The 26,622-nt window shown below is 68.9% G+C and carries 29 protein-coding genes; 10 read left to right on the top strand and 19 right to left on the bottom strand.

Translation table 11 applies throughout. From position 1 onward, the window contains the following. Window positions 1-83: 83 nt before the first annotated feature. Window positions 84-269 (bottom strand): DUF3073 domain-containing protein, encoded by a 186-nt coding sequence (locus AB0N89_RS30015; RefSeq protein WP_007032561.1) that lies wholly within the window; start codon window positions 267-269, stop codon window positions 84-86. Between the two features lie 207 nt (window positions 270-476). On the opposite strand from AB0N89_RS30015, the gene AB0N89_RS30020 reads away from it, so the two are divergent. After that, window positions 477-1,376, top strand: a complete 900-nt coding sequence (locus AB0N89_RS30020; RefSeq protein WP_364211213.1) for a hypothetical protein — start codon at window positions 477-479, stop codon at window positions 1,374-1,376. On the opposite strand, the gene AB0N89_RS30025 is transcribed toward AB0N89_RS30020, so the two are convergent. The 3 genes from AB0N89_RS30025 to AB0N89_RS30035 form a co-directional block, all read right to left on the bottom strand. Then, a complete protein-coding gene (locus tag AB0N89_RS30025) occupies window positions 1,373-2,320 on the bottom strand; it encodes an asparaginase (RefSeq protein ID WP_364211216.1) in 948 nt (315 codons plus the stop codon). The genes AB0N89_RS30020 and AB0N89_RS30025 overlap by 4 nt on opposite strands. Continuing rightward, entirely contained in the window at window positions 2,317-2,880 is a 564-nt protein-coding gene (locus AB0N89_RS30030) for a hypothetical protein (RefSeq protein WP_005152640.1), read from the bottom strand. Before AB0N89_RS30030 ends, AB0N89_RS30025 begins: the two co-directional genes overlap by 4 nt. 483 nt (window positions 2,881-3,363) lie before the next feature. Continuing rightward, the gene (locus tag AB0N89_RS30035; protein ID WP_364211218.1) at window positions 3,364-4,491 is read right to left on the bottom strand and encodes a folate-binding protein; all 1,128 of its coding nucleotides are present in this window, start codon (window positions 4,489-4,491) and stop codon (window positions 3,364-3,366) included. A gap of 30 nt (window positions 4,492-4,521) precedes the next feature. Here AB0N89_RS30035 and AB0N89_RS30040 point away from each other — a divergent pair, with 30 nt between their 5' ends. Beyond that, window positions 4,522-5,376 carry an aminodeoxychorismate lyase gene (locus AB0N89_RS30040; protein ID WP_364211221.1) on the top strand — a complete coding sequence of 285 codons (855 nt, stop codon included), beginning with the start codon at window positions 4,522-4,524 and terminating at the stop codon, window positions 5,374-5,376. On the opposite strand, the gene AB0N89_RS30045 is transcribed toward AB0N89_RS30040, so the two are convergent. The 9 genes from AB0N89_RS30045 to AB0N89_RS30085 form a co-directional block, all read right to left on the bottom strand. Then, a complete protein-coding gene (locus AB0N89_RS30045) occupies window positions 5,369-5,782 on the bottom strand; it encodes a hypothetical protein (protein ID WP_364211224.1) in 414 nt (137 codons plus the stop codon). The two genes, AB0N89_RS30040 and AB0N89_RS30045, sit on opposite strands and share 8 nt — an antisense overlap. After that, window positions 5,770-6,642: a biotin-dependent carboxyltransferase family protein gene (locus AB0N89_RS30050; RefSeq protein ID WP_364211227.1), complete on the bottom strand. Its 873-nt coding sequence runs from the start codon at window positions 6,640-6,642 to the stop codon at window positions 5,770-5,772. Before AB0N89_RS30050 ends, AB0N89_RS30045 begins: the two co-directional genes overlap by 13 nt. Beyond that, on the bottom strand, window positions 6,639-7,250 hold the full coding sequence (gene pxpB / locus AB0N89_RS30055; protein ID WP_364211230.1) for a 5-oxoprolinase subunit PxpB: 612 nt from the start codon (window positions 7,248-7,250) through the stop codon (window positions 6,639-6,641). Before pxpB ends, AB0N89_RS30050 begins: the two co-directional genes overlap by 4 nt. Before the next feature lie 9 nt (window positions 7,251-7,259). Beyond that, entirely contained in the window at window positions 7,260-7,883 is a 624-nt protein-coding gene (locus tag AB0N89_RS30060; protein WP_364211233.1) for an FABP family protein, read from the bottom strand. Window positions 7,884-8,113: 230 nt separating this feature from the next. Then, complete coding sequence (locus AB0N89_RS30065; RefSeq protein WP_167406447.1) at window positions 8,114-8,422, bottom strand: DUF1416 domain-containing protein; 309 nt, start codon at window positions 8,420-8,422, stop codon at window positions 8,114-8,116. After that, window positions 8,422-9,258, bottom strand: a complete 837-nt coding sequence (locus tag AB0N89_RS30070) for a sulfurtransferase (RefSeq protein ID WP_364211236.1) — start codon at window positions 9,256-9,258, stop codon at window positions 8,422-8,424. The genes AB0N89_RS30065 and AB0N89_RS30070 overlap by 1 nt, the downstream gene beginning before the upstream one ends. 21 nt (window positions 9,259-9,279) lie before the next feature. Beyond that, window positions 9,280-9,714, bottom strand: coding sequence for a DUF4395 domain-containing protein (locus tag AB0N89_RS30075; RefSeq protein WP_364211239.1), 435 nt, complete (start codon window positions 9,712-9,714; stop codon window positions 9,280-9,282). Window positions 9,715-9,949: 235 nt separating this feature from the next. Next, window positions 9,950-10,372: a thioredoxin family protein gene (locus tag AB0N89_RS30080; RefSeq protein ID WP_364211242.1), complete on the bottom strand. Its 423-nt coding sequence runs from the start codon at window positions 10,370-10,372 to the stop codon at window positions 9,950-9,952. Between the two features lie 20 nt (window positions 10,373-10,392). Further along, entirely contained in the window at window positions 10,393-11,289 is an 897-nt protein-coding gene (locus AB0N89_RS30085) for a DUF2993 domain-containing protein (RefSeq protein ID WP_364211245.1), read from the bottom strand. 143 nt (window positions 11,290-11,432) lie between these two features. On the opposite strand from AB0N89_RS30085, the gene AB0N89_RS30090 reads away from it, so the two are divergent. From AB0N89_RS30090 to pstB, 6 genes are all read left to right on the top strand, one after another. After that, window positions 11,433-12,185: a response regulator transcription factor gene (locus AB0N89_RS30090; protein WP_364211248.1), complete on the top strand. Its 753-nt coding sequence runs from the start codon at window positions 11,433-11,435 to the stop codon at window positions 12,183-12,185. A 67-nt stretch (window positions 12,186-12,252) separates the two neighbouring features. Next, on the top strand, window positions 12,253-13,128 hold the full coding sequence (gene mshD, locus AB0N89_RS30095) for a mycothiol synthase (RefSeq protein WP_364211251.1): 876 nt from the start codon (window positions 12,253-12,255) through the stop codon (window positions 13,126-13,128). Between the two features lie 229 nt (window positions 13,129-13,357). Continuing rightward, window positions 13,358-14,485, top strand: a complete 1,128-nt coding sequence (gene pstS, locus AB0N89_RS30100; protein ID WP_364211254.1) for a phosphate ABC transporter substrate-binding protein PstS — start codon at window positions 13,358-13,360, stop codon at window positions 14,483-14,485. Between the two features lie 210 nt (window positions 14,486-14,695). Continuing rightward, entirely contained in the window at window positions 14,696-15,613 is a 918-nt protein-coding gene (gene pstC, locus AB0N89_RS30105) for a phosphate ABC transporter permease subunit PstC (protein WP_364211323.1), read from the top strand. Window positions 15,614-15,615: 2 nt separating this feature from the next. Next, a complete protein-coding gene (gene pstA / locus AB0N89_RS30110; protein ID WP_005152680.1) occupies window positions 15,616-16,533 on the top strand; it encodes a phosphate ABC transporter permease PstA in 918 nt (305 codons plus the stop codon). 10 nt (window positions 16,534-16,543) lie between these two features. Further along, on the top strand, window positions 16,544-17,320 hold the full coding sequence (gene pstB, locus AB0N89_RS30115; protein ID WP_005152681.1) for a phosphate ABC transporter ATP-binding protein PstB: 777 nt from the start codon (window positions 16,544-16,546) through the stop codon (window positions 17,318-17,320). Between the two features lie 151 nt (window positions 17,321-17,471). Here pstB and phoU read toward each other — a convergent pair whose 3' ends face one another. From phoU to AB0N89_RS30140, 5 genes are all read right to left on the bottom strand, one after another. Beyond that, complete coding sequence (gene phoU / locus AB0N89_RS30120) at window positions 17,472-18,134, bottom strand: phosphate signaling complex protein PhoU (RefSeq protein WP_364211258.1); 663 nt, start codon at window positions 18,132-18,134, stop codon at window positions 17,472-17,474. Between the two features lie 92 nt (window positions 18,135-18,226). Further along, window positions 18,227-19,642: an LCP family protein gene (locus tag AB0N89_RS30125; protein ID WP_364211326.1), complete on the bottom strand. Its 1,416-nt coding sequence runs from the start codon at window positions 19,640-19,642 to the stop codon at window positions 18,227-18,229. A gap of 829 nt (window positions 19,643-20,471) precedes the next feature. Next, the gene (locus AB0N89_RS30130; protein ID WP_364211261.1) at window positions 20,472-21,200 is read right to left on the bottom strand and encodes a GGDEF domain-containing protein; all 729 of its coding nucleotides are present in this window, start codon (window positions 21,198-21,200) and stop codon (window positions 20,472-20,474) included. 65 nt (window positions 21,201-21,265) lie between these two features. After that, window positions 21,266-21,877 carry an isopentenyl-diphosphate Delta-isomerase gene (idi, locus tag AB0N89_RS30135; RefSeq protein ID WP_364211264.1) on the bottom strand — a complete coding sequence of 204 codons (612 nt, stop codon included), beginning with the start codon at window positions 21,875-21,877 and terminating at the stop codon, window positions 21,266-21,268. A gap of 58 nt (window positions 21,878-21,935) precedes the next feature. After that, complete coding sequence (locus tag AB0N89_RS30140) at window positions 21,936-22,769, bottom strand: alpha/beta hydrolase (protein ID WP_364211267.1); 834 nt, start codon at window positions 22,767-22,769, stop codon at window positions 21,936-21,938. A gap of 124 nt (window positions 22,770-22,893) precedes the next feature. Between AB0N89_RS30140 and AB0N89_RS30145 the strand changes: the two genes are divergently transcribed. Continuing rightward, a complete protein-coding gene (locus tag AB0N89_RS30145) occupies window positions 22,894-23,178 on the top strand; it encodes a hypothetical protein (RefSeq protein ID WP_364211270.1) in 285 nt (94 codons plus the stop codon). A 52-nt stretch (window positions 23,179-23,230) separates the two neighbouring features. Here AB0N89_RS30145 and dusB read toward each other — a convergent pair whose 3' ends face one another. Beyond that, window positions 23,231-24,376, bottom strand: coding sequence for a tRNA dihydrouridine synthase DusB (gene dusB / locus AB0N89_RS30150; protein WP_364211273.1), 1,146 nt, complete (start codon window positions 24,374-24,376; stop codon window positions 23,231-23,233). Between the two features lie 304 nt (window positions 24,377-24,680). Between dusB and AB0N89_RS30155 the strand changes: the two genes are divergently transcribed. After that, window positions 24,681-26,597 carry a DUF2339 domain-containing protein gene (locus AB0N89_RS30155; protein ID WP_364211276.1) on the top strand — a complete coding sequence of 639 codons (1,917 nt, stop codon included), beginning with the start codon at window positions 24,681-24,683 and terminating at the stop codon, window positions 26,595-26,597. Window positions 26,598-26,622 lie beyond the last annotated feature (25 nt).

Raw genomic sequence — 26,622 nt, forward strand, 5'->3', positions numbered from 1 at the left:
CTCTCCATATTTTGGGCAGCACGCGACACGCGAGGGTGGTCACCGGGAAGAACCCGGATCCACCCTCGCGTGTCACGCGTTGCTCAGCGGCGGTATTCGTCGTACCCGTCGTACGGGTCGTCGTCGTACCGCTTGTCGTCCTCGTGCCTGTCTTCCGAGGAACTACTGGACAGCTCGCGCTGCAAAGCATCGAAGTCGGTTTCGTGCGAGCTGTACTTGAGCTCGCGCGCCACCTTCGTCTGCTTGGCCTTAGCCCGGCCGCGCCCCATGGCTCGACCCCCTCGCACAGGGGCGGGGCGGCCGGGGGAATCGGCGGCCCCGCATCGTCTCGACAATTATTTCCTGCTGACACCGTACCGTGTCTGGGGGGTTGGATGCGACGTGGCACGGTGTGCCGGTGGCGACAGTGTTCACCGAACGCCGGTTACCGGCCGGTCGGTGGCGATAGTCGCAGGTCGGCGTGCCACGATGCTCCTGTGCCCCGTCCGTTCGCGGCTTATCTCCGCGTCTATGAGCCCCTGCTCGCGCTGGGGGACCCGCCGGACGAACGCCTGCTCGAGGCCGTCGAAGCGGCCCGGCTCGATCGTTCGGCCGCGGGGACGCGCGAGCAGGCACTGTGGCTCAAGTCACAGCACGTCGGACGGCTGTTGCCCGCCGAACTCGCGGACGGCAGGGCCGCGCCCAGCCTCGTCACCGACGTGCTCGTCCTGGACCCCGAAGACGTGTCGGAGGGTGAGCACGGCGACGCCGGTCCGGGACCGCTGATCTGCCCGATGGAGATCCGCGCCCGCTCGGCCGCCGCGCTGGTGACCTTCCTCGGCGACGCGCATCCGGCGTTGAAGAACGCGGTGCTCGACGCCGGGGGCGCTTCGCTCGACATGATCCGCTCGCGGGCGAAGTCCGCCATCGGCGATCTGTCCGCTTCGGCGTCGCACACGCTCTCGACGACGTGGACCGTCCCGCTTCCGTGGTTCGTGCTGTTCGACCCCGGGATGCGCCGGGTCAAACTCGGCAAGGGGCGCCACGACCCCGAGCGCGAGGTGTCTTGGCGGGTCTCCATCGCCGACGCGCGGCATCGCGCCCGCGAGGTCGGTGACCTGCTCGAAGCGACCTTCGGTGACTCAGCACCCGGCCGGGTGCTGCTCGAAACGCGACGCTGGCTCGACAGCTTCCACCCCGGCTCCGCGGTCGAACTCGACTACGGCGGACTCGTCCAGCTCTTCGCCGACTCGATCCTGCAGGCCGACACGACCGCTGAAGAGGTGCACGACATCCTCGACGCGCTCCGCACCGGCAACGTCGACGAGCTGGCGGAACTGTTCGCCGACCTGCGGGACTTCTGGGGAGACCTGGCCGCGCGGGAACGCGCGAACTAGCCGAAGAGTCCCGCGGTGACCCGCAGCTCGCCGACCGGTTTCCCGCCGCCCGAGACCGCGTCGCGCGCGAGGCCGCCCGCCTCGTCACCCGGGTCGATGCCGAGATGACGCAGGGTCGCGAGCAGCAACGGGATCCGTGCCCGCGCGGCGCCGTCGTCGATCTTCAGCGCGAGCGCGGTGCCGTCCGGGAGGGCGAACGCGTGCACGCCCTCGGCGCCGCCCTTCGAGAGCAGGCCTTCCACACTCCGCATCAGCACGGTGTCCTCGCGGCCGGTGCCCGCGACCTGCCAGGGATGCGCGCGGACGGCGTCCGCGACCCGGCGATCCGGTCCGCCCATCGCGGTGACCAGCCTGCCGAAGGAACGGGCGAGGCCGGTGAGGGAGAACGCGAACAGCGGGGCTCCGCAGCCGTCGACTCCGACCGTCTCGATCTTCTCGCTGGTGAGGTCGGCGACGGTGGCTTCGATCATCTTCTGCAGCGGATGCGCCGTGGACACGTAGTCCTCGGTCGGCCAGCCGAGCTGGGCGCAGGTCGTGAGCATCGCGGCGTGCTTGCCGGAGCAGTTCATCGCGGCGCGGCGTTTCCCCGCCGCGGCGACGGCCAGCATGCTCGGCTCGTGCAGCGGGAAGGCGGGCGGGCAGGCCAGCGCGTCCTCGGTCAGGCCCGCGCGGGAAAGCATCGACAAGGCGCCGTCGACGTGGCCGGGCTCGCCGTTGTGCGATCCGCAGCCCAGCGCGAGGTCCTCGTCGTCGATCGTGAGGCCGGCGCGCAGCATCCCGACGGCCTGGAGCGGTTTGTTGGACGAGCGCGGGTAGACCGGGCGCTCGATGTCGCCCGCGGAGAACCGGACCGACCCGTCCGGGGCCGTGATCACGAGCGCGCCGCGGTGCGTGCTTTCGACGAAGCCGGATCGGACGACCTCGACCAGGACGGGATTCGTCACTCGGATCCGCCGCGTTCGGTGTCGAGCAGGTCGTCGACGGACGCCGTGCCCTTGCGGTAGCGGGTCGCGATCTCGGCGTTGATCGTGTCCATCACGCCCTGCACCTCGCGGCGGTACGAGGAGACCGAGACCTCTTCGTCGGCGTACCGGTTGAGCGCGTTGAGCAGCTTCTCGTCCGAGAGGGTGCTGACGTCGGAAAGATCCGTGTCGCCGATGAGCGCCTCGGCGAAGCGCCGGTGCTCGCCCGCGCGGGACGGCTCCAGCCGCTGATGCCTGCCGGAACCCGTGGCCGGGCCGATCGCGTTGTCCGCCAGGATCGCGGCCAGCCGCTCGACGACACTGCTCTCGCCGCCCGAACTCCGGCGCTCCTGCTCGGCCCGCACGATGTCGATCCGCGCGTGCAGCAGACGCCGCAGGTACGACAGGTCTGTCTCCTCCTGCGCGGCCTCGTCACGGCGCTCGCGCAGCACGGAGAGAGTCAGCTCGCCGAGGTCGCTGAGATACCCAGGGCCGAGCACGCGGTCGATACGACGGCGACCACCGGGCCGGACTTCGATCACGCGCGTAGCTTATCGCGCTCACGCCGAAATGTTCCGCAGGGAGCGATACCACAAGGATCTCTGCCCCTACCGACACCCTCCGCCGCGCTACCGCACTTTCGGTCCCTTCCAGAGCGCGCCCCCCACCCGTCCCGGGGGCGGCCCCAAGTCCAGTCTACCGGGGGTGGGGGTGGAAAAGTGCTGGTCGGCGGGGTTGTCCACAGGTGGGCGGGGTTGTGGACAACTGTAGTGCGGGGTGAAGGGGACTTTTCGCCGCATGTGACGTGGGGAAGGGGGCCTTCATGTACTTGGTGAGGAGTGAGGGCCGAGTTTCCAGCGCTTAGCCGAGGCAAGGGGGCCTTCACGCGACGCCGTTGTGACAGCCGAGGCAGCCGAGGCGAAAGTGACGCCCCCGAAGTCCGTGAAGGCCTCCTTGAGGGACCCAGAGTCCCTCAAGGAGGCCTTCACGGACCAGGCAGCGGCCATGCCACAAGAAAACCCAGGTCAGCCCCGCAGTCGTTGTGCGGCCTCCCGGCCCGGAGCGGGAGCCTCACCCGGCACCGAGTCCGGGTCGATGGCCGCCTGCACGACGCGGTCCTCGGCGCCGACCAGCAGTTCCGCGCCCGGTCGCGTCGAGCGTTTGACCAGTGCCAGCGCGATCGGTCCCAGCTCGTGGTGCTGCACCACGCTGCCCACGCGCCCGACCGTGCGGCCGCCGAGGACCACCGGGTCGCCGGTTTCCGGCGTGATCTCCGGCGAACCGTCCAGATGCAGCAGCGCCATGTACCTCGGCGGCCGTCCGACGTTGTGGACCTTCGCGACGGTCTCTTGTCCCCGGTAGCAGCCCTTCGCCACGTGCGCGGCGGAGTCGACCCAGTTCACCTCGTGCGGGATCGTGCGCTCGTCGGTGTCGATCCCGACCCGCGGCCGCAGCGACTCGACCCGCAGCGCGTCGAAGGTCCAGCTGCCCGCCGGGCGCGCGCCCGCGTCGGTCAGGCGGCGCCACCAGTCGGCGAGCTCGGCGCGGGGCACGGCGAGGTCGACGCTGTGCCGCCCCGGCCACGGCATCCGCCGCGCGAAACCGCCGGGGATCGGCGCGACGGAGTACGCGTCCGAGCCCAGCGACACACCCACGGAGTCCAGCACCCGGTCCGCGTCGGGGCCGAGGACGGTCAGCAGCGCCAGGTCCCCCGACACATCGCGGATGTCCACTTTGGACCAGAATTTCATCGCTTCGAGGTACTCGCGCAACGTCTGCTTGCCGCCGGAAGGCAACGCGCTGGAGGCCATCGCGCCCTTGTCGCTGTCCAGCCACACCGTGCCGCCGGAATGTGCGACGACCATGTGGGTGTCGACGCGGCCTTGGCTGTCCAGCACGAGCGCCTCGGTACCGGTGCCGTCGGCGAGTCCGGTGACGTGCTGCGAGATCACCAAATGCAGCCAGGACAACCGTTCTTCCCCGGTCACGGCCAGGATCTCGCGGTGCGAACGGTCGATCACGACCGCGCCGCGCGCCGCCGTCCGTTGCTCGGCGAAGGGGTCTCCCCAATGCCAAGGGACCCCCTCCTCCGGATGCCCGTCGGGTGCCGCGATCGGTCCGGGAAGGTCGAGCAAGGGGGAGCGGTAGGGCATGAAACCCATGCTAGTGAGTACCGTGTCCCCATGCGCGTGCTTGCCTTCCTCGACGGGACCCTGGCCGACCCCGAAGCCGCTCACCTGCGGGTGGACGACCTCGGATTGCTTCGCGGTGACGGCGTGTTCGAGACGATTCTCGTCGTCGACGGACGCCCCCGCGAACTTCGCCCGCACCTCGAGCGGCTGGCCCGTTCCGCGGCCATGCTCGACCTGCCGGAGCCGGTCCTCGCGGACTGGGAACGCGCCGCGCAGGTCGTCATCGACAACTGGTCCGGCACCGCCGAAATCGCGCTGAAACTGGTGTACACCAGGGGAATCGACGGTGACCCCGAGGCGAAGCCGTTCGGGTTCGCGCTCGGTGTGGAGATCGACGAGAAGGTCCTGCGGGCCCGCGTCGAAGGCGTCGCGGCTGTCACCCTCGAACGCGGTATCGAGCCCGATCTCGCCGAGCGCGCGCCGTGGCTGCTGCTCGGCGCGAAGTCGATTTCGTACGGCGTCAACATGGCCGCGCTGCGGGAGGCGGGCCGCCGCGGCGCGAGCGATGTGATTTTCACCGCCGCCGACGGTTCCGTCTTCGAAGGGCCGACTTCGACGGTCGTCCTCGCCAAGGACAAGACGCTCTACACGCCTCCGGCGACCATCGGCATCCTGCCGGGGACCACGCAGGCGGCGCTGTTCCGCGGCGCCGAGCGGGCGGGCTGGTCGGTCAAGGTCGAGCCGCTGAAGGTCTCGGACCTCACCGCGGGTGAAGGGCTGTTCCTCGCCTCGTCGGTCCGCAAGCTGACCAGGGTGCACACGCTCGACGGCGTCACGCTCGCCGACTCCAGCGCGATCCACGCAGAACTGGCAGCCGCGTACGAGAGCGAATACGCGATCAGTTGAGCTGACTGATGATCAGCAGGTGCGGCAGGATCGCTTCTTCGCGATAGGCCGCGATCTTGTGGTGCCCGTCGAGGATCACCGCCCCGTCGGCGGTCTCCAGCACGACCGCGACCGGACGGTGCCCGCTCTTGATCGCCGTCCGGTAGTAGCCGACCCGCGAGACGTCGGCGGGCGGCCAGTCGGCGCTCGGGGTCAGGTAGCGGTCTTCGGCCAGCCGTTCGGGGCCCGAGACCTGGTACTCGCCGTCGGCGAACAGCGCGAGAAGCGGGCGGAGCGTGTCGCCGAGCGGGCGCCGCATCTGGCCGGTGGCCAGCGCGATCCGCAGCGACTGCGGGAGTTCGGGCTGCGAAGGGACCGAATTCGTGTCGATGACACCTGTGCCACCGTCGACCTTTACCTGTTCCACATCCTCGTGGACGAGTGAAAGCGGAGAAGGGTTCCGGGACGGGCCTGCGCGAGCGCCGGGAGTGACGCCCGTCTCACCACCGCCGCCACCGGATAACCACCGGTAGTCGGATGATCCGCCAGGAAAACCACCGGCAACCCGTTCGGCGGAACCTGGACGGCGCCGGTCAGCAGGCCTTCGCTCGGCAGCTCCTGCTCGGCGTATCCGGCGTCGCGAGTCAACGCTGGTCCGTCGAGCCGGAGGCCGACCCGGTTCGATTCCGCCGTCACCGTCCACGTCTTCGCGAGCCCGGCCGCCAGGTTCTCGAACCAGTGCGCCCGCGGGCCCGGATCGACCTGCACGACCAACGACGCCGGAGCGACCGTGGGCAGGACGACATCGGCGCCTCCGGGCGGGGACGGCGTGCCGAGCGGGAGGACGTCGCCCGCTCGCAGCGGAGCGGGTCCGATCTCCGAAAGGACGTCCCGCGACCGGCTGCCGAGTTCGGCGTCCACCGCGATCCCGCCGGAAACCGCCAGATAGCACCGCAAACCGGTGGCGGGCGCGCCGATCGTCACGACCTGGCCGCCTGCCAGCCACACCGGCACGTGCGAGCCGACCGCGCGCCCGTCGACTTCGACGTCGACGGCGGGGCCGGTCACCGCGATCGTGCAGGAAGCCGTCGCTCGCAGGCTCAGCCCGCCGAGCAGGCACTCGACGCCCGCGGCGTCCTCGTCGTTGCCGGCGAGCCGGTTGGCCAGCCGCAGCGCCGGGACGTCCAGCGCGCCGGACGGCGGGACGCCGAGATGCGCGTAGCCGGGCCTGCCGAGGTCCTGGACCAGCGCGAGCGGACCCGGCCGGACCACTTCGAGTGCCCTCATCCGGCGCTCCGGAACCGCACGCGGTCGCCGGGCGCGAGCAGCGCGGGTGGTTCGGCTCGGGGATCGAACAGGACGGTCCGGGTGTGGCCGATCAGCCGCCAGCCACCGGGCGAGACGCGCGGGTACACGCCGGTGAACTCGCCCGCGATCCCGACCGAACCCGGGGGAACGCGAGTGCGCGGAGACGGCAGTCTTGGCTGCTGGAGCGGTTCGGGAAGCCCTGTCAGATAACCGAAACCGGGCGCGAACCCGGTGAAGGCCACGGTGTAGACGGCGCCGGTGTGCGACCGGACGACGTCCTCAGTGGACAGTCCGGCGTCCCGCGCGACGAGTTCGAGGTCTTCGCCGTCGTAGGTGACGTCGAGGGTGATCTCGCGGGATTCGCTTTCGGGAGGATGTTCCAGGTCCGCGTCGGACAGAAGATCGCGGACGGCGGCGAGGGCGCCCGAGCCCGGGGTTTCCACCACGAGCAGGCTGCGGGCGCCGGGCACGAGTTCGGCGATCCCGGACGGGCGTGCCGACGAGACAGCGGCGTGCGCGGCGATCGTCTGCGCCAGGGAATCACAGTCGAGCAGGGCGGCGTGCTCGCCGTAGGCACGCCACCGCACGGGAGAAGGTCAGCCCACCACGCGACGCAGCAGCGCCGACGTGTGCGGCTGGAGTTCCTGGCCCATCATGGCGCGCTCCTCGACGTAGCCGAGTTCGCCGTTGACGATGCCGTAGAGCCGCTGCGAGGCCGTGACGTCCTTGGCCGTCGAAGTGCGGACGACCGCGTCGGTGCCCAGCTCCCAGGCCGGAACCGAGGCCTTGCCGCGGGGCTTGCCGTAGAAGAGTTCGACGATGCCGGTGTTGTGGGTCAGCAGCAGCTCGATCGTGTCGTCGGCCTGCGGACGCCAGAAACCGGACTCCCGCGCGGCGGGACGGATGACCTTGCCCTCTTCGTCGAGGAGCCAGGCGCGGGCCTCGTGCGTGAGGAAGGGGCGGCCGTCGTGCGCGATGGTCAGCTGCATGCCGAACCGGTACGGGCCGTCGATGGTCGGGTAGTCGACCTCGCCCTCGCCGCGCCACACGCCGACGAGCGGCAGCAGCGCCAGGCAGGCGTCGTTGAGGTTCGGGCCTTCGCGCAGGTTCGCGGTGTCGCCCGGGATGGGCATGTCGTCGAACTGGGGAAGGTTCCGGTCGCGCGTGGTTTCCGCGCGCTTTTCCGCGGCCTGGATGGCCTCGTCGCCGCTAGCCGTCATCGGTCAGCGCTGGTCCGCGTAAAGCCGGTAGACGACGTACACGGCGAACCAGGTGATCGCGACGCCGGCGAGCACCAGCAGGGTCGTAAACAGGATCTCCACGCCACGCACTTTAGTCGCTACCTGCCCGGACGGGCCCGCTGAGGGTCCGTGGCAGTGCCCACAAGTACAGGAAGGCCCCCTTCACGGCGCTAGGCGCAATGAAGGGGGCCTTCCTGTACTTGTGGTCGTCAGGCGACCGAGATGGCGAGCTGGTGGACGCCGGGACCCTGAGCGGTCACGGACGCTTCGCCGTTGCCGGAGCGGTGCAGCGCGCGCACCGTCCAGTCGCCGGGGGCCGCGTAGAAGCGGAAGTCGCCGTCCGCCGACGAGACGACCTCGCCGGTGAAGTCGCCGCCGCCGTCCAGCAACCGCACGAAGGCGCCGCCGACGGGCCCTTCCGCGCCGGTCACCTTGCCGGCCAGCACGACCTGGCCGCGGGTGTCGTAATCGGCGGGCGTGGCCTCCTGGACCGGTGCGCCGCAGCTGTCGTCAGCCATCACTTAGCTCCCAACTCGACCGGCACGCCGACGAGCGAGCCGTATTCCGTCCATGAACCGTCGTAGTTCTTCACGGCGTCGTAGCCGAGGAGCTCGTGCAGCGCGAACCACGCGATGGACGAACGCTCACCGATCCGGCAGTACGCGATCGTGGACTTCGACTCGTCGAGGCCCTCGTCGGAGTACAGCTCCTTGATCTCTTCCTCGGTCTTGAAGGTGCCGTCCTCGTTGGCGACCTTCGCCCACGGGACGTTCAGCGCGCCCGGGATGTGGCCCGGGACCTGCGACTGCTCCTGCGGCAGGTGCGCCGGGGCGAGCAGCTTGCCGGAGAACTCGTCGGGCGAGCGCACGTCGACGAAGTTGCTGCCGCCGATGGCCTGGACGACCTCGTCGCGGAACGCGCGGATCGACAGGTCCTGCTCCTTGGCCTTGTACGTGGTGGCCTCGCGCTTGACCTCTTCCGAGTTCAGCTCGCGGCCGTCGAGCTCCCACTTCTTGCGGCCGCCGTCGAGCAGCTGCACGTTCTCGTGGCCGTAGAGCTTGAAGTACCAGTACGCGTACGCCGCGAACCAGTTGTTGTTGCCGCCGTAGAGGACGACGCGGTCGTCGTTCGAGACGCCCTTCTCGGAGAGCAGCTTCTCGAAGCCCTCCTTGTTGACGAAGTCGCGGCGGACGCCGTCCTGCAGGTCCTTGCGCCAGTCGAACTTCACCGCACCGCGGATGTGTCCGTTGTCGTACGCGGTCGTGTCCTCGTCGACCTCGATGAACACGACACCCGGGGTGTCCAGGTTCTCCTCGGCCCACTGGGTGGTGACCAGGACGTCTTCACGGCTCATGGAGCTGACTCTCTTTCTGGGTTAGGACGCGCGAGGGCTGGGGCTGAAACGCTTGATGAGCAGGTACATCTCGCAACCGAGACAGAAGTTGAACGCCGCGTTGAGGAAGGCCGCGAACAGCGCGAACGCCGTCGCGACGAACCCGAGCGCGGTCAGATCCGCCGCGAAGCCGACGGTGCCGATGACGGCGAACACGAAACCGACGGCCTGCGCGAATCGCAGCGGGGCGGCGTCTTCGCGTTCGGTCGCCGGTCCCAGCCGCGGCGCCACCAGGTAGCGGTAGACCAGGGAATACGGCGCCGGCTTCAGGCCGACGAAGGCGCCGATCGCGAACACCACCGCCTGCGCCGCGAGCAGTGGCCACCACTGGGTGATGAGCACGACCGCGAGCACGATCGTCGTCAGGATGGCGGCGAAACGCGGACCACGGGGGTCGACGGCCGGTCCTGCGGACATGGATCCTCCTGCGAACGAGAGGGAAGAGAGACACGTGCCGGACAGGGCACGCGCGGCGGCATCGAAGGCGCGATCAGCAGGCCGGACACAGGCTGCTGCGAACGCGGCACAGATCCACTGCGCGGCGCTGGGTCAGCAAGGTTCGGGGCAGCCTGTTCACGGGTGCGAGGGTACGCAGAGCTCCCTCAGGTTGGGAACCGTGTTCACACCTTGGGACGCTTCCCAAAATTCGGGATCAGGCTTTCGCCAGATGGGGTTTCAGGGCTTCGAGAAGCTCCTGACCTCGGGGAACGCCGCCGACGCGGAAGACCTCCCGGCCGTCCGGCGTCAAGGCGAGCGTCGTCGGAGTCCGCAATACCGAAAGTGCCTGGGCGACCTCGGGGGTCTCGGTGACGTCCAGATCGACGTGCGTGAGGCCGTCGGTCTTCTCCGCGAGCGCCGACAGGATCACGCGGGTGTGGCGGCACGGCGCGCAGAACGTGGTGGAGATCTGGACCAGGGTGACGCCTTCGGGCGCGAGGGTGGCGGAGACGCGCTCCGGCAACTTGGCCACGTCAGACGCCTTCGCGGCCCTGATGCGGCCGTTGCGCGCCTGCAACAGCGCGCCCGCCACCCCGCCGAGCACCAGGACGCCCAGCAGCACCCACACCCCGGTCATGCGCTCTCACCTCTGTGTCGTCAACCCTGCGGCTGCGCTCCGCTGAAGGCGACGTTCTTGCCTTCGCCCTTGATGGTCACCGAACCGCTGTTCACGCGCACCGACGTCGGGGTCACCGAGAACGGCATCGTGCCGGTGTCGATGGTCGCGTTGAAGTTCGGCAGCAGCGCGTCCTGCACCGCCTGGGGAACGACGGTGGTCTCCTTGTCATTCCCGAACTGGAGCCGCTTCGGCTCGATGCGGATCTTCTGCCCGTCCAGTTCGATCATCGCGAAGCAGAAGATCTCCACCTTCTGCCCGGCGATCTGCACGTTGCCCGAAACCCGGATCCCGGCGCTGGAGGAGTCCACCGGCTCGCCGTTCTCGTTGGTGGCCGTCGTGGGCTTCGTCTCGCCCTGCCCGCTGTCGCCGTTGCGGACGTAGTCCTCGGTGACCGGCTCGATCTTCAGGTTCTCGATCTTGTTCAGCGGCGCCTGCCGGGCGATGTCGGCGGCCTTGATGATCACCTCGCCCTTGAGCGTGCCGATGGTGATCGCCTTGGTGTTGCCGGACGTCAGATCCGAGAGCGGCGCCGTGACGTCGCTCATGTCGGCGTTGAAGTCGACGTCGTTCAGCTTCGGCGGAACGGCGACGCCCTGGGCGTTGATGGAGATGTGACTGTAGTCACCGGAGAGCGCCTGGGTCAGGAACGGGAAACCGTGCACCGTGACCGCCGGATCGTTCTTCAGCTTGAGCTGTTCGCGGGTCTTCTGGGAGATCGTGTGCTCGGCGAACGCCGCCGCCCCGAAATCGGCTCCGACCAGCAGCACCAGCAGCACCGCGAGGGCGATGAGCCAGCCCCGTCCACGCCGCTTCGGTCGCTTGGCGGACCGGCCTGCGGGAGGCCGTTCGTCATGCGCCACGGGCCTGCTCACCATCGCTTCAAATCTCCTTCGTGAACCTCTTTGGCCAGGTGTGATCGATCCAGCACGGGATAGGTCTCCGGCTGTTCACCCGCTATTCTCACTAAGCACCGGCTGTAGCCACGTACGAGGCGACTACGAGTTAGGGCGGTGCGGCGATGAGCCTGGACCTTCTGGTGTTGACTGCGGAACCCGATGCGACCGCGGTCCTGCCCGCCCTCGATCTGCTGCCCCACACCGTACGCGTACGCGCTCCGGAAGTGACCGCGCTCCTCGACGCCGGTCACCGCGACGTCATCGTCCTCGACGCCCGCACCGATCTCGCCTCCGCGAAGAGCCTCTGCCGTCTGCTCAAGGGCGCCGGTGAGGACGAGGCCTCCACGCCGGTCATCGCCGTCGTCGGCGAGGGCGGGCTGGTCGCGGTCAGCGCGGAATGGCGCACCGACGACATCCTGCTCCCGACGGCCGGTCCCGCCGAGGTCGACGCCCGGCTGCGGCTGGTCACCACCCGTGACGGCGGAGCCGCGCAGGTCGACGCCGAGCTCCGGGTCGGCGAACTGGTCATCGACGAGGCGACCTACACCGCGAAGCTCCGCAAGCGCACCCTCGAACTCACCTACAAGGAGTTCGAGCTCCTCAAGTACCTCGCGCAGCACGCCGGCCGGGTGTTCACCCGCGCCCAGCTGCTGCAGGAGGTCTGGGGTTACGACTTCTTCGGCGGCACGCGCACGGTCGACGTCCACGTCCGGCGCCTGCGCGCCAAGCTGGGGCCGGAGCACGAGCAGATGATCGGGACCGTGCGCAACGTCGGCTACAAGTTCGAGCGGCCGTCCAAGGGCGCCGCGGCCAAGCAGCAGGCCCTCGCCCCGGACGCGAGCGTCTACGAGCCGAACGAGCTTTCCGCGCACTGAGGTCCCTTCCTCTCCTGCCTGACAAGACGTCCGGGTGGAAGCCGGGTTCCCGGGTAGGGTCGATTTCATGCTTGATCTGGCTTGGACCGGTGAACCGGAAACGGAAGAGATCCACGACTTCCTCCTCGCCGTGCGCGAGGCCGACGGCCGCCCGGAGGACACCGGTTTCCCCGGTGGGCAGCACCTTCTGGGGCACGTCGACGGCGAGCTGGTCGTGTACGCGCATCTGGACACCGATGGCGATTCGCACGGCAACCAGGTCGCCGAACTGTTCGTCCATCCCGCGCACCGCCGGTCCGGTCATGGCAGGGCGGCCACCAGGGCGCTCGTCGAGCACGTCGATGGCAAGCCGCTGCGCGTCTGGGCGCACGGCGACCATCCCGCCGCCGTCCACATCGCCGGGACCGAGGGTTTCGAGCGCGCCCGTGAGCTGCTGATCCTGCACGCCGACGCCGAAGCGGCGGACTGGCCGGAGCCCGTGACGCGCGAAGGCGTCACGCTGCGCACGTTCGTTCCCGGACAGGACGAGGAAGCGATGGTCCGCGTCAACGCGCGTGCCTTCGACTGGCACCCCGAGCAGGGCGCGCTGACCGCCGACGAGGTCCGGGCGACCGAGAAGGAGGCCTGGTTCGACCCCGAGGGCTTCTTCCTCGCGGAAGAGGACGGGAAGGTCATCGGCTTCCACTGGACGAAGGTCCACGAGGCGGTCCCCGGCCGGTTCGGCGGCGAGCCCGCGGGCGAGGTCTACGTCGTCGGCATCGACCCGGACGCGCAGGGCGGCGGCCTCGGGAAGGCGCTCACCCTCGCCGGCCTGCGGTACCTCCGCGATCGCGGGCTGGGACAGGTGATCTTGTACGTCGAGGGTGACAACGTTCCCGCGCTCGCGGTCTATTCGAAGCTCGGCTTCACCCGGTACGAGGTAGACGTCCAATACGCTCGGTAACCACGTTCACACGTGCGGCATTTGCCCGGTCACGGAGAGCAGACGCGCAGGTCACGGCCGGGACACAGACCACTTTCGGAGTAGTCGCGCTGCTCACATCGGCCGCCTTGTTCACTTGCCGTTCACCCTTAGACGGTCGCCTGTCCACTGTCGGTGCTTAATGTCCGGGTCCGGAAGGAACGCTCCCGTTCCACCGATCCGGCGAAAGTCTCCCAGTGGAGGAAATGCAGTGAAGATCATGCGGCCCGCGGGCGCGATCGGCATCGTGGCCACCGCCGCCCTCGTGCTCGGCGCCTGTGGATCCGACCCGGCGGCGACGAAGCCCGGCAGCACGGGCGCCGCTTCCGCGCCCAGCGGCGCGGCCGACGTCGAATGCGGCGGCAAGAACCCGCTTTCGGCCGAGGGCTCGTCCGCGCAGAAGACCGCGGTCGACATCTTCGTGCAGCAGTACGCCGCCAAGTGCTCCGGCCAGAAGGTGAACTACAACCCCAGCGGTTCCGGCGCCGGCATCAAGCAGTTCAACGCGAACCAGGTCGACTTCGCCGGTTCGGACTCGCCCCTCAAGTCCGGCGAGGAAGCCGACAAGGCGAAGGCCCGCTGCGCCTCCGACGCGTGGAACCTCCCGCTCGTCATCGGCCCGGTCGCCGTCGCGTACAAGGTTTCCGGGGTCGACAAGCTGACCCTGACCCCCGAGGTCACCGCCAAGATCTTCAACGGCGGCATCACCAAGTGGAACGACCCGGCCATCAAGGCGGTCAAGGGCAACGAGAGCGTCAACCTGCCCGACAAGGCCATCCAGGTCATCTCCCGCACCGACGAGTCGGGTACCACCGACAACTTCCAGAAGTACCTGAAGGCGGCCTCGAAGGGCGCCTGGACCCAGGGCGACGGCAAGAAGTTCGCCGGTGGCGTCGGTAACGGTGCCGAGAAGTCCAACGGTGTGGCCAGCGCGGTCAAGGCCACCGACGGCGCCATCACCTACGTCGAGGCCTCCTTCGCGAAGGACGGCCTGAACGCCGCCCTGATCGACAGCGGCTCCGGCGGTGTCGAGCTCAACGCGGCGAACGTCGCGAAGTCCCTCGACGCGGCGAAGTTCAAGAAGGAGGGCACCAACGACCTCGCGCTGGACCTGGACTCGATCTACTCCAGCAACGTCGCCGGCGCCTACCCGCTGCTGCTCGCCACCTACGAGATCGTCTGCTCGAAGTACGCCGACGCCGAGGTCGCCAAGGCCGTCAAGGCGTTCCTGAACGTCGCCGCCACCGACGGTCAGAAGCCGCTTTCGGACAAGGGCTACGTGCCGATCCCGCAGAGCCTGCAGGACAAGGTGCTGACCGCCGTCAAGGCCATCGCCTGACCCTGTCGCCGACCACTCAGGTTGATCAGTAAACAGGCTGGACAGAAGTAGTCGATGAGCGATTCGTCTTCGCCCAGAACGCCCACCGGCGACCCCGGTGGGCGTTCTGGCGTCCGCGAGACCTTCACGGAGGACCCGATTTCGGAGCAACCCGCCGCGTCACCGCCCGAGAAGTCCTCGGTGCCACTCGCGAGCCCCAATTCCAGGACGGTGCGACCCGGTGATCGCATCTTCCAGTTCCTGACCACCGGAGCCGGCGTCTTCGTCGTCTCGCTGATCGGCCTGATCGGGCTGTTCCTGCTGGTGCAGGCCATCCCGGCGCTCCAGGCCGACAACGTGAACTTCCTGACCAGCCAGGTCTGGCAGACCGAGCCGAACAACATGCGGTTCGGCATCATGGGCCTGCTGCTGGTCACGGTCTACTCCGCGCTGCTGGCGCTGATCATCGCGATGCCGATCTCGCTCGGCATCGCCCTCTTCCTCACCCAGTACGCGCCGAAGCGGCTGGCGAAGCCCTTCGCCTACGTGATCGACCTGCTCGCCGCGGTCCCCTCGATCATCTACGGCCTGTGGGGCCTGATGGTCTTCGCGCCGACGATCGAGCCCGTCTCCCAGTGGGTCAACGAAACCTTCTCGTGGATCCCGATCTTCGCGGCGGGCAACGTCTCGCCGGACATGCGCGGCACGATCTTCACCGCGGGCATCGTGCTCGCCGTGATGATCCTGCCGATCATCACCTCGCTGTCGCGTGAGGTGTTCGAGCGGACCCCGACCCCGCACATCGAAGGCGCGCTGGCGCTGGGCGCCACCCGCTGGGAGGTCATCCGCACCACGGTGCTGCCGTTCGGCAAGGCGGGCTACATCGGCGCCTCGATGCTCGGCCTCGGCCGCGCGCTCGGCGAGACGATCGCGCTCGCGATCATCCTGACCGGCGCGGTGGGCCGCGAGTTCACCTGGAGCCTCTTCGACGGTGGCGCCACCTTCGCCTCGAAGATCGCGGCGGACTACGCGGAACTCAACAACGAGATCTCGGCGGGCGCGTACATCGCCGCCGGGCTGGTGCTGTTCCTGCTGACGTTCATCGTCAACTTCGCCGCGCGATCCATCATCGCCAAGAAGGGGGACTGAGCATGTCCACCACGCTCGAGAAGACCCCTGCCACCACCCCCGCCTTCCAGCAGGTCAGCCTGGCGCGGAAGGCCAAGAACGGCATCGCGACGGTCCTGATCTGGCTGTCGTTCCTGATCGCCGTCGTGCCGCTGGTGTGGCTGCTCGCCACGGTGGTCATCAACGGCGTCAAGCGGATCCCCTACAGCAACTGGTGGACCGAGGACTTCGGCTCGGTGCTGTCGGACGAGGTCGGCGGCGGCGTGCTGCACGCCGTCATCGGCTCGGTGCTGCAGGGCCTGGTCTGCGCGATCATCGCGGTCCCGATCGGCATGCTGGTCGCGATCTACCTGGTCGAGTACGGCCGCGGCAAGCTCGCGAAGGTCACGACGTTCATGGTGGACATCCTTTCCGGTGTCCCCTCGATCGTCGCGGCGCTGTTCATCTACGCGCTGTGGATCACGACGTTCGGCCTCCCGCGCAGCGGTTTCGCCGTGTCGCTCGCCCTGGTGCTGCTGATGATCCCGGTGGTCGTGCGTTCGTCGGAAGAGATGCTGCGGATCGTCCCGGACGACCTGCGCGAAGCCTCCTACGCGCTCGGCGTGCCGAAGTGGAAGACGATCATGAAGATCGTCCTGCCGACCGCGCTGTCCGGCATCATCGGCGGCATCATGATGGCGCTCGCCCGGGTCATGGGCGAGACCGCGCCGCTGCTGGTCCTCGTGGGTTACTCCGCCTACGTGAACTGGGACATCTTCGGTGGCGAACAGGCCGCGCTGCCGCTTCTGATGAACAACGAACGGGTCAGCAACCCGTTCGACGAAGGTACCGTCGCGTTCGACCGGATCTGGGGTGCGGCGCTCACCCTGGTGCTGATCATCGCGATCGTGAACCTTCTCGCCATGCTCTTTGCCCGTCTTGTCGCCCCGAAGAAGAAGTGAGCTGTTTGAGATGGCCAAACGAATCGACGTCAAAGACGTGGACATCTACTACGGCAAATTCCACGCCGTGGACGGCGTCACCCTCTCGGTGCCGCCGCGGAACGTCACCGCGTTCATCGGCCCGTCGGGCTGCGGCAAGTCGACGGTGCTGCGCACGCTGAACCGCATGCACGAGGTCATCCCCGGCGCCCGCGTCGAGGGTGAGGTGCTGCTCGACGGCGAGGACATCTACGGCGCCGGGGTCGACCCGGTGCAGGTCCGCCGCACGATCGGCATGGTGTTCCAGCGGCCCAACCCGTTCCCGACGATGTCGATCCGCGACAACGTCGTGGCCGGCCTTCGCCTCGGTGGCACCAAGGGCAAGAAGGAGCTCGACGAGGTCGCCGAGCGCGCCCTGCGCGGCGCGAACCTGTGGAACGAGGTCAAGGACCGGCTGAACAAGCCCGGCGGCGGCCTCTCCGGTGGTCAGCAGCAGCGGCTCTGCATCGCGCGGGCGATCGCCGTGCGGCCGGACGTGCTGCTGATGGACGAACCGTGCTCCGCGCTCGACCCGATCTCGACCCTCGCCATCGAGGACCTGATCGGTGAGCTCAAGAAGGAGTACACGATCGTCATCGTGACGCACAACATGCAGCAGGCGGCGCGCGTCTCGGACCAGACCGCGTTCTTCAACCTCGCGGGCGTCGGCCAGCCGGGTCGCCTGGTGGAGCTGAACGACACCGAGAAGATCTTCTCGAACCCGGACGAAAAGGCCACCGAGGACTACATCTCGGGCCGGTTCGGCTGAGTCTCGGCAAAGTACATGAAGGCCCCCTTCCTTGCGCTGGGCGCCGGGAAGGGGGCCTTCATGTACTTGCGGGTGATCACGAGTACCCGGGCCGCCGATGTGCCGAAGGGGCCTTTCACCGCATCCGATGCGGTGAAAGGCCCCTTCGGTCTCAGAGGTCTTCGGTGCCGTAGCCGGGCATCTTGCCGGTGACCACGAAGATCATCCGGCGCGCGACCGAGACGGCGTGGTCGGCGAAGCGCTCGTAGAAGCGGCCCAGCAGGGTGACGTCCACGGCCGCGGCGACGCCGTGGTCCCAGTTCCGGTCCATGATGACCGTGAACAGGTGCTTGTGGATCTCGTCGACCTCGTCGTCGTCCGACTCGATCGTGCGGGCGGCCTCGACGTCCTTGGACTTGATGACCTGCTCGGCCTGCCGGGCCAGCTTGACGGCCACCTCGCCCATCTTGGCGAAGTCGCCCCGCACGGCCTCGGGGAGCACGGGGTCGGGGTGACGGCGGCGCGCGGCCTTGGCCACGTGCAGCGCCAGATCGCCCATCCGCTCCAGGCTTTCCGCCGCGTGGATCGCGGCGAGGACGGTCCGCAGGTCGGTCGCGACGGGCGCCTGCAGGGCCAGCAGGGCGTACGCCTGCTCCTCACATTCGGCGCGCGCGTCGTCGACCTTCGCGTCGTCGCTGATGACCTGCTCGGCGAGTCCGAGATCGACCTCGAGCAACGCCCGGGTCGCCCGCTCCATCGCGTCGGCGACCTGGAGCGACATGCTCGCTAGGTTCTCGGCGAGCTGTTCGAGTTCGACATGGTAAGCCTCACGCATGGCCCAACCCTACGGGGAAGAGGGTCCAAAAGCCGCATCCCAGAGTGAACCTGACGTGAACCCGGACTAACGAATGATCCCTCGGCGTATCCTCAGCCTGAGCTGCTGCTCTTCTTGGCGCCGCCGGACTTGGCGGAGCTGGTCGGAGCGGCCGCCGTGTCGCTCGCGGGAGGCGCCGGGGTCTTCTCTTCCAGCGGCGTGTTGTTGATCAGCGCGTCGAACACGGCCTTCGCCCTGCTCTGCACCAAGACCTCGTTGCCGCGCTTGTTCGCTTCTTCGGTGGTGGGCACGGTGAGGAACTTGACCTTGTCCGAGCCCATGCCCTTCATCGACTTCGCCAGCGTCATCATCTGGTTGATGCCGAGGTTCTCGCCGAAGGTGGCCTTCGCGAACGCGTCGATGAAGCCGCTGAGCTTGCCGGTGTCCAGGATGACGTCCTTCGACATCACCGTCTTCAGCAGCGCGCCGAGGAAGGCCTGCTGCCGTTTGATCCGGCCGTAGTCGGACGTCGGGTCGCCCTTGACGTGCCGCGCCCGGACGTAGTTCAACGCCTGGTCGCCGGAGATCCGCACCTCGCCCGCCTGCGGGATGACCATGCCGAGCGTGGTGTCGTCGATCGGCTTCTCGTTGTACACGGTGACGCCCTGCACGGCGTCGACCATGGCCTTGAAGCCGTTGAAGTCGATCCCGACGAAGTGGTTCATCTTCATGCCGGTGATCTGCTGGATGACCTTCGTGACGCACTGCGGGCCGCCGACCGCGTAGGCGGTGTTCAGCTTCGCGATCTTCTGCGCCGGCGAGGTCTGGTCCGAGTACGACGATGTCGCCGGGTCCCACCGCTTGCATTCGGGGCGGCTGATCTCGAGGTCGCGTGGGAAGGACACCATGACGACACGCTGCCGGTCGGCCGGGACGTGCGCGATCATGACCGTGTCCGAACGGGCGCCCGGGGTGCCCTCCGCGTCGCCGACGCCGTCTTCGGCGGCCGCGCCGTCACGGCTGTCGGAGCCGACCATCAGAAAGTTCTCGTCGCCGGTCTGGCCCGCGGCGTCCTGGATGTCGGCCGAGTCCTCGTCGAGCGAGGCGACGTTGTTGAACTTCGCGTCGAACCAGGTCTGGGCGCCCCACGCCGAACCGATGGAGAGGAACACGAGCGCGGCGACCACGGCGGCGGTGATCCGGCCCGCCTTCGCCGCCTGCCTGATCTTGCGTTCCTTCTTCTCCTGCAGGCGGGTCTGCGGGGACGATTCCGCGTCGGCTTCCTGCGCCTGCGCGGCGGGCTCGGCATCGGTGGTCGTGACCACCCGCTGCAATGCCGTGCGGGTCTGCTCCAGCAACGCGGCGGGCCGGGAAGCGAGCCGTTCGCGGCGCTCGCGCTTCTTGGCCTCTTCGGCTTCGAGTTCGTCGTGCGCGGCGGAGAACCGGGCGAGCGTGTGGTCGATCTTGCGCTTGGTGATCGTCGCGTCGTCGATCGCTTCGAGCTCGTCGGTCATCGTCAGCCGGTCCATCTCGGAGCGCGGCGGGACACCCGACGGCGAGGGCGATGCGGACGGCGGGGACGGCGGCTGCGGGACCGGTGCCTGCTGGACCGGCCGCTGAGCGGGACGGCGGGGGCGGCGCGGCGGTGCCGGGACCGGGGGCTGCTGCGCGCCCGGGCTCACCACCGGCGGGCGACGCTGCGTCGGAGCCTCGGGGCCGGGCGCCGCCTGCACGGCACGGCGCGGCTGGCGGGCGCGCGGCGGACGCGGGGCCTCGGCGGGCGGCGTGGCCGGAGCCGGCGGCGCGGCGGGTTTGGCCGCACGAGGCGCGGGAGGAGGGTTGTCGGCGGGGGCGGGCGGGCGGGACCGGCGAGGCGCCGGCGGTTCCGCCCGGTTCGCGCGCGAGCCGGGTCTCGGAGGTTCCGGCGCCGGTTCGCTCTGCCGGAGACGGCGCGGAGCGGGAGCCTCGGCGCCGGGGTCGAAGATCGGGCGTTCACCCGTATGACGTGCGACGACGTCGGAAACGCTGATCCCGCCGTGGGTCTCCATCGAGCGGCGTCGGTTCCGGCGGCCGCGCTCACCGGCATTCCTGTCGGTGTGGCTGTGGCGACCGGTCCCCGGGGTGTGGTGCTCGTCGGGCACTCGGTCTCCTTTCACAACGGGCGTCGAAGCTCTTTCGTTATCGTACGGACACCTCAGGTTCGTGACGACAACCATCCCGGAATTTTCTTCACCCAAGGTACCGACAAGCGCCGAACGGTCCATGCGATCGGGTGAGCGGTTCCGGTTAAAGCTGCGTTAAAAGGGAAGAAACCGTCACGCAGAGTGTGACCGATGGCGGTGTTACCCGAGTGAGTGGCTATGCGCCCGTGGAGTCGGCGGCGTTCATCGACCGGGGAATCGTCCGTGAAGATTCCTTGTCCCGATACGCCACTTTGTTCCGGCCGGCCCGTTTCGCCATATACAACAATGCGTCGGCATGGCGCAACTGCCGTTCCGGTTCGACCGTGCGTTCCGGTTCCGTCCGGCCTTCGTGCGCGAGCCCGACGCTGATCGTCACCGAAAGGCCGGGGCGGATCCGGCGCCACGGATGGCGGGCCACCCGGATGCGGGCGGTGTCGGCGATGCGCACCGCCCGGGCGGCGTCGACATCCGGGATGACCAGCGCGAATTCCTCGCCGCCGTAGCGGGCGCAGAACGCTTCCGGCGGAAGTCCCTGCTGCAGCAGGTCGGCCACTTCGCGCAGCACCCGGTCGCCGACCAGATGCCCGAAAGTGTCGTTGACTTCCTTGAACAGGTCGAGATCGACCAGCGCGATCGCGATCCCGGGCGGGCCGCGGTGGTCGACGGCCGGGCCGTGCAGCCACTGGTCGAGGTAGCGGCGGTTGTAGCTGGACGTCAGGGTGTCCCGCAGGCTGCCCGCGCGGGCGAGGTCGAAGGCGGATTTGAGGTGGTGATAGGCGCGCCGCCAGTCACCCTGGGTGGCGAGCACCCCGGCGATCGACTCGTGCAGGCTGAGCAGATCGGTGGCCGGCGCGCTCGGTGGGAGCGCGGCCTCGTCGTCGGCTACCACGCTCACCTCCGCCACGAATTGGTTTTCGTCGTATAGGAGGCGGGTCTTGAGGTATCGGTACGGGCCAAAGTGAATATCGCTCAAGTGGACGACGGTTCCGCGCCATTGTCACGGACCGAAGTGCCGTTCTGTAAGGACGAAAACGGCTCGAAGTCTTTGAGCTGGGAAAACTGATCCTTCGCCCAGTAACTCACGTCAGTCACATCGTCATTCAGCAACAGTGCGTAATCGTTCCAGTTCACCCACCGCCAGTCGTCGACCTCGTCCGGATGCGGGGCCGGATCGTCGTCGACCCAGGCGACGAAGACCGGGCAGAACTCGTTCTCGACCACGCCTTCGAACGGCGGTGTGCTGTACCGGTACGCCGGAAGGACGCAGCGGAGCCCGTCCAGCCGGGGCAGTCCGAGTTCGAAGGCGGCCCGGCGCCGGACGGCCTCTTCGATCGGTTCACCCGGTGCGGGGTGCCCGCAGACACTGTTGGTCCAGACCCGGGGCCACACCTTCTTCGACGCGGCGCGGCTGGTGATGAGCAGGGCCTGGTCGCTGCTGCGCAACAGATAGCACGAGAACGCCAGGTGCAGCCGGGTGTTCTCGTGGTGCGCGGCCAGTTTGGGCGCGGTTTCGCCGGTCGGTTCACCGTCTTCGGTGACGTAGACGATGCGTTCGGTGTCGAGTGTGGTCGTGTCGTTCATCGGACCCACTGAACCAGCAGGCTGTCTGTAACCGGTACCGCGACCAGAGTTACCCCTGTTAGTGGGACGAAAGGTGCTCCACGAGCAAAGAAGTGACGGCCTCGGGCGCCTCTTCCACCACCCAGTGCGAGGCGTCCTCGATCATCTCGAAGCGGTACGGGCCGGTGACGCGGTTCGCCGTGTCGATCGCGGCCGTCGACCCGAACGCGGCGTCCTCGGTGCTCCAGACGTAGAGCGTCGGGACCTCGATGTGCCCGATCTTCCCGCCGGGGCGGCCGGCTCGGTACCAGTTGAGCGCGGCGGTCAGGGCGCCCGGCTCGGACAGGCGCTGGACGTACTCCTCGACCTTGCTCGGCGGCACCTTCCAGTCGAAGATGCGGCGCAGCGCGTCGGCGTTGTTCTCGAGCATCCGCCGTTCGGTGACGCGGGTCTGGCGCCACTCGGTCATGTACGCCGAGCGGAGATGCTGGTCCTCGTCGGTCTTCATGGCCTCGGCCAGGGCCGCGGGATGCGGCGTCGAAATGACGGCGAGACTGCGGAGCCGCCCGGGATGCGCGTCGGCCGTCCACCACGCGACGGCGCCGCCCCAGTCGTGTCCGACGAGATCGAATTCGTTCCACCCCAAACGATCCGCGATCGCGACGACGTCGCCGACGAGATCGTCGATCCCGTATTCGGACGCCTGTTCCGGCCGGACGCCCGGCGAGTAGCCGCGCTGATCCGGTGCCACCGCGCGATATCCGAGCACGCCGAGCGTCGCGACCTGGTGCTCCCATTCCACCGCGGCCTCGGGAAACCCGTGCAGCAACAGGACGGGGCGGCCGTCTTCGGGGCCCGCCGCGATGGCGTCGAAGGAACCGGCCGCGGTGGGAACGCTCAGCTGCTCGATCACGACGCCGACTCTACGGGCCGCCGGTTTCGGGCGGACGGCAAGGGATTGACGCCGAGTGTCCGATTCGCATCTAATGACCTCCGCGACCGATCTTCGGCCGCACTGGGGAAAACTGGGGTAATACATGTCGAATAGCTGGAAGCGCCGGCTCGCCGCCGGCGCCGCTTCCGTCGCGCTCGCGGGCGGAATCGCCGTCACGGCGGCGAATCTCGCCGTGGCCGAAGGGGCGCCGGTGTCGGTCGCCGGAGTCTGTGACGGGAATCCGGGGTGTCAGCTCGGGCCGTATTCCAGTCTGAGCAGTTGCCAGATCGAGCAGAGCAACATGGCGAGGTACTACACGATCACCATGCGGTGCTTCGAGGTGGATACCAATCAGTGGAAGTTCGCCTACAAGACCAGGGGCACCTGAGTCGTGAACGAAAACGCTCCCGCCGGTCCGTCCGGCGGGAGCGTTTTTCGGTTCAGCCGCCCGAGTGCATGTCCTCGGCCTCGGGGACGCAGTCGTCGTCCGGGTCGTCGAGCCAGCCGTGCGGCAGCGTGACCTTGCCCGGTGAACCCTGCCGCCCGCGCGGCCCGGTGGCGGCGCTGGGGAAGGGCGCGTCGTGGTCGAGCCGGGCGATGAGATCGTCGAGCTGGTCCATGCTGGACAGCATCGCGAAACCGCGGCGCAGTTCGGAGCCGACCGGGAAGCCCATGAAGTACCAGGCCATGTGCTTGCGGATGTCGCGCATGGCCTTGTCGTGGCCGTCGTGCTCGACGAGCAGTTCGGTGTGGCGGCGCAGCACCTCCGCGACCTCTCCGAGGTTCGGCGGGGTGGGCTGGGGGCGCCCGGCGAAGGCGGCTTCCAGCTCGCCGAACAGCCACGGCCTGCCCAGGCAGCCGCGTCCGACCACGACGCCGTCGCAGCCGGTCTCGTCGACCATGCGCAGCGCGTCCTCGGCGGAGAAGATGTCGCCGTTGCCCAGCACCGGGATGCCGGTGACGGCTTCCTTGAGGGCCGCGATCTTCGTCCAGTCCGCCTGACCGGAGTACCGCTGCGCGGCCGTGCGCGCGTGCAGGCTGACCGCCGCCGCGCCCTCGGCCTCCGCGATGCGCCCGGCGTCGAGGTAGGTCAGGTGGTCGTCGTCGATGCCGACCCGGAACTTGACCGTGAACGGCACGCCCGCCTCGGCCGCGGCCTTCGCCGACTCGCGCACGATGTCGGCGAACAGCTTGCGCTTGAACGGCAGCGCCGCGCCGCCGCCCTTGCGCGTCACCTTCGCCACCGGGCAGCCGAAGTTGCTGTCGATGTGGTCGGCGAGACCCTCGCCGGTGATGATGCGGACGGCCTCGGCCATCGTCTTGGGGTCGACCCCGTAGAGCTGCATGGACCTGGGCTTTTCGTTCTCGCCGAAGGTCATCATGTGCATCGTGCCGGGGTGGCGCTCGACCACCGCGCGGGCGGTGATCATCTCGCAGACGTAGATGCCCGCGCCGTACTCCTGGCACAGCTGCCGGAAGGCGACGTTGGTGATGCCGGCCATCGGGGCGAGCACGACCGGGGGATCGACCTCGTAGGGGCCGATCTTCAGGCTGGGCTTGCTCAGGGTGGCGGTCACGCCCTCCATTGTCGCCTGTGGTGTCTGTCACTCGCAGGTGGGCCGGTCTCCGTCGCGTGAGACTCAAGGTTCAGCCGTGGATGGTCGATACGAACGGAAGTCCGGTGTGAGCGGGTCCGACTGTGCCGTCGACCGGTCTTCAGGCCGGAGACGCGTCGGCAGATCCACGGAAGCCAACTGGCCGGGATTCCGGTACATCGACCTCTTGAGGGCACTCCGGGTGTGGGCTCGATCGCGATGATCTCGCAGGTCGCGACCACATCGTCATCTCGATTGAGTAGTGCTACGGATCCCGCGGCGGCCTCCGGGAACCATGCTTGTCCCCATGACCACCGATGGGGATGTGCTCCTCAGGCTCGCCGGGGAGATCGACGACCTTGGGGCCCGCCTCGCGCGGGTCGGCACGGAGCTGCGGACCGCCCGGTCCGTGGCGGAGCCGAAGCAGGAAGAGGCGCCCGAGCAGGCGCCCCAAGAGCTGCCTGAGCAGCAGGTACCGCAGCAGCAGCCCATTCCGCCGGTGCCACCACAGGCACCGCCGCAGCACCAGCCGCAGCCGCCGCGGTACTTCACGCACCCACAGCACCCACAGCACCCTCAGTACCAGGCCCAGTACCAGCAAGCCCAATACGCGCAGTGGCAGCAGCAACAGCGTCAGCAGTACCAGCAGCAGCCGTATCGCCCGCACTACCAGCCCGTCCCGAAGGTCACGCTCGCGGAGAAGCTGAGCAAGGAAGGCGCCGGGAGCAGGCTGCTGGCCTGGGTCGGCGGCGCGGTCACGTTGCTCGGCGTCGTGCTGTTCCTCGTGCTCGCCATCCAGCGCGGCTGGTTCGGCCCGATGCCCCGGGTGATCGGCGGCGCCGTCCTCGGGGCCGCGCTGGTCGGGATCGGCCTGAGGCTGCACCGCAACCCGGCCGGTCGCACGGGGGCGTTCGCGCTCGCCGCGACCGGGATCGGCGCGCTGTACCTCGACGCCATCGCCGCGACGACGATGTACGAGTACCTCCCGGCCTACGCCGGGCTCGCGCTCGGTCTGCTGATCGCGGTCGGCGGGTTGCTGCTGGCCGTGCGGTGGAAGTCGTCGCTGCTCGCGGTGGCCGTCGTGCTCGGCTGCGTGGTCTGCGCGCCGATCATCACGCAGGGGTTCACCCCGGAACTGGTCGCGTTCCTGCTGGCCGTCCAGCTCGCTTCGACGCCGGTGCAGCTGCGCCAGTCGTGGCCGTCGGTCGCGGTCGCCGCCGGGATCCCGCCGCTGGTCGCGTCGGTCTTCAGCACCGCGTTCACCGGTTTCGGCGGCAGCGCTGCCAACACCGCCGCCGCGCTGGCCGCGGGCGCCGTCGGTCTCGCGCTCGCCCTGATCGTCACTCTCAAACGCCCGGGTGACACCGCCTCGTTCGCCTTGCTCGCCGTCGCCCCGGCGCCGTCGCTGCTCGCCGCGCTGTTCCTGCCGAAGACCCCGGCGGTGCTCGTCACCGCGTCGGTCACGCTGGTGCTGCTCGGGGTGTGGGCGGCCGGGCAGTGGCTCGACGGCTGGATCGGCGAACTCGCGGGTGCCACCGGGCTCCTCGCGGCCTTGCAGACGACGATGACGCTCTTCGACGGCAGCGCCCGCTCGGCGATCCTGATCGGTGAAGGTGTCTTGCTCGCCCTGGTCGCGCTGTGGACGAAGAAGCACGTGGCGCTCGCCGGCGGGCTGGTCTTCGCCGTGATCGGTGGCCTGGTCGCGCTGGCCTTCGACGTCCAGCCGACGCTCTTCTACGTGATCTGGGACCGGCCGACGGGCCGCCTCGCCGCCGCGTTGCTGGTGGGCTTCGCGATCCTGGCCGTCGCGATCACGCTTCCGTGGGTGGCGCACCGGCTCGGGGTGTTCAAGGCGCCGTCGGAGAACCTGGTGCCGTGGCTCTTCGCCGGGATCGCCGCGCTCTACGGCGCCGGCGCGATGGTGCTGTGCGGCGCGCTGCTGGCCGTCCCCGGCCGTTCGGGTTTCCTGCTCGGCCACGTGGTGATCACGGTGTCCTGGACGGTCGCCGCGCTGGTGCTGCTCATCCGCGGCGTCTCGGTGGTCGGCCTGCGGGTGATCGGCCTGGTGCTGGTCGGCGCGGCGGTGCTGAAGCTGGTCCTGTTCGACCTCTCCGCGCTCGACGGCCTGGCCCGGGTCGCCGCCTTCCTCCTCGCCGGTCTGGTGCTGCTCGGCGCCGGGACGCGCTACGCGAAACTCGTCGCGTCTCGCTGAGCGGACTCGGAAGAAAAGCCGCCGG

Origin of the sequence: Amycolatopsis sp. NPDC089917 (assembly GCF_040684635.1) — a bacterium.
Lineage (GTDB): Bacteria > Actinomycetota > Actinomycetes > Mycobacteriales > Pseudonocardiaceae > Amycolatopsis.

Bases quoted from the DNA above. Each gene is read 5' to 3' on its own strand.
- AB0N89_RS30050 (WP_364211227.1), bottom strand. From the start codon at position 6,642: ATGAGGGCACTCGAAGTGGTCCGGCCGGGTCCGCTCGCGCTGGTCCAG.
- AB0N89_RS30070 (WP_364211236.1), bottom strand. From the start codon at position 9,258: ATGAGCCGTGAAGACGTCCTGGTCACCACCCAGTGGGCCGAGGAGAAC.
- dusB (WP_364211273.1), bottom strand. From the start codon at position 24,376: ATGGAGGGCGTGACCGCCACCCTGAGCAAGCCCAGCCTGAAGATCGGC.
- pstA (WP_005152680.1), top strand. From the start codon at position 15,616: ATGTCCACCACGCTCGAGAAGACCCCTGCCACCACCCCCGCCTTCCAG.
- idi (WP_364211264.1), bottom strand. From the start codon at position 21,877: ATGAACGACACGACCACACTCGACACCGAACGCATCGTCTACGTCACC.
- AB0N89_RS30145 (WP_364211270.1), top strand. From the start codon at position 22,894: ATGTCGAATAGCTGGAAGCGCCGGCTCGCCGCCGGCGCCGCTTCCGTC.
- AB0N89_RS30090 (WP_364211248.1), top strand. From the start codon at position 11,433: ATGAGCCTGGACCTTCTGGTGTTGACTGCGGAACCCGATGCGACCGCG.
- AB0N89_RS30015 (WP_007032561.1), bottom strand. From the start codon at position 269: ATGGGGCGCGGCCGGGCTAAGGCCAAGCAGACGAAGGTGGCGCGCGAG.
- AB0N89_RS30035 (WP_364211218.1), bottom strand. From the start codon at position 4,491: ATGCCCTACCGCTCCCCCTTGCTCGACCTTCCCGGACCGATCGCGGCA.
- AB0N89_RS30065 (WP_167406447.1), bottom strand. From the start codon at position 8,422: ATGGCTGACGACAGCTGCGGCGCACCGGTCCAGGAGGCCACGCCCGCC.
- AB0N89_RS30040 (WP_364211221.1), top strand. From the start codon at position 4,522: ATGCGCGTGCTTGCCTTCCTCGACGGGACCCTGGCCGACCCCGAAGCC.
- AB0N89_RS30075 (WP_364211239.1), bottom strand. From the start codon at position 9,714: ATGTCCGCAGGACCGGCCGTCGACCCCCGTGGTCCGCGTTTCGCCGCC.
- phoU (WP_364211258.1), bottom strand. From the start codon at position 18,134: ATGCGTGAGGCTTACCATGTCGAACTCGAACAGCTCGCCGAGAACCTA.
- mshD (WP_364211251.1), top strand. From the start codon at position 12,253: ATGCTTGATCTGGCTTGGACCGGTGAACCGGAAACGGAAGAGATCCAC.
- pstB (WP_005152681.1), top strand. From the start codon at position 16,544: ATGGCCAAACGAATCGACGTCAAAGACGTGGACATCTACTACGGCAAA.
- AB0N89_RS30155 (WP_364211276.1), top strand. From the start codon at position 24,681: ATGCTTGTCCCCATGACCACCGATGGGGATGTGCTCCTCAGGCTCGCC.
- AB0N89_RS30125 (WP_364211326.1), bottom strand. From the start codon at position 19,642: ATGGACCGGCTGACGATGACCGACGAGCTCGAAGCGATCGACGACGCG.
- AB0N89_RS30080 (WP_364211242.1), bottom strand. From the start codon at position 10,372: ATGACCGGGGTGTGGGTGCTGCTGGGCGTCCTGGTGCTCGGCGGGGTG.
- AB0N89_RS30060 (WP_364211233.1), bottom strand. From the start codon at position 7,883: ATGACGGCTAGCGGCGACGAGGCCATCCAGGCCGCGGAAAAGCGCGCG.
- AB0N89_RS30085 (WP_364211245.1), bottom strand. From the start codon at position 11,289: ATGGTGAGCAGGCCCGTGGCGCATGACGAACGGCCTCCCGCAGGCCGG.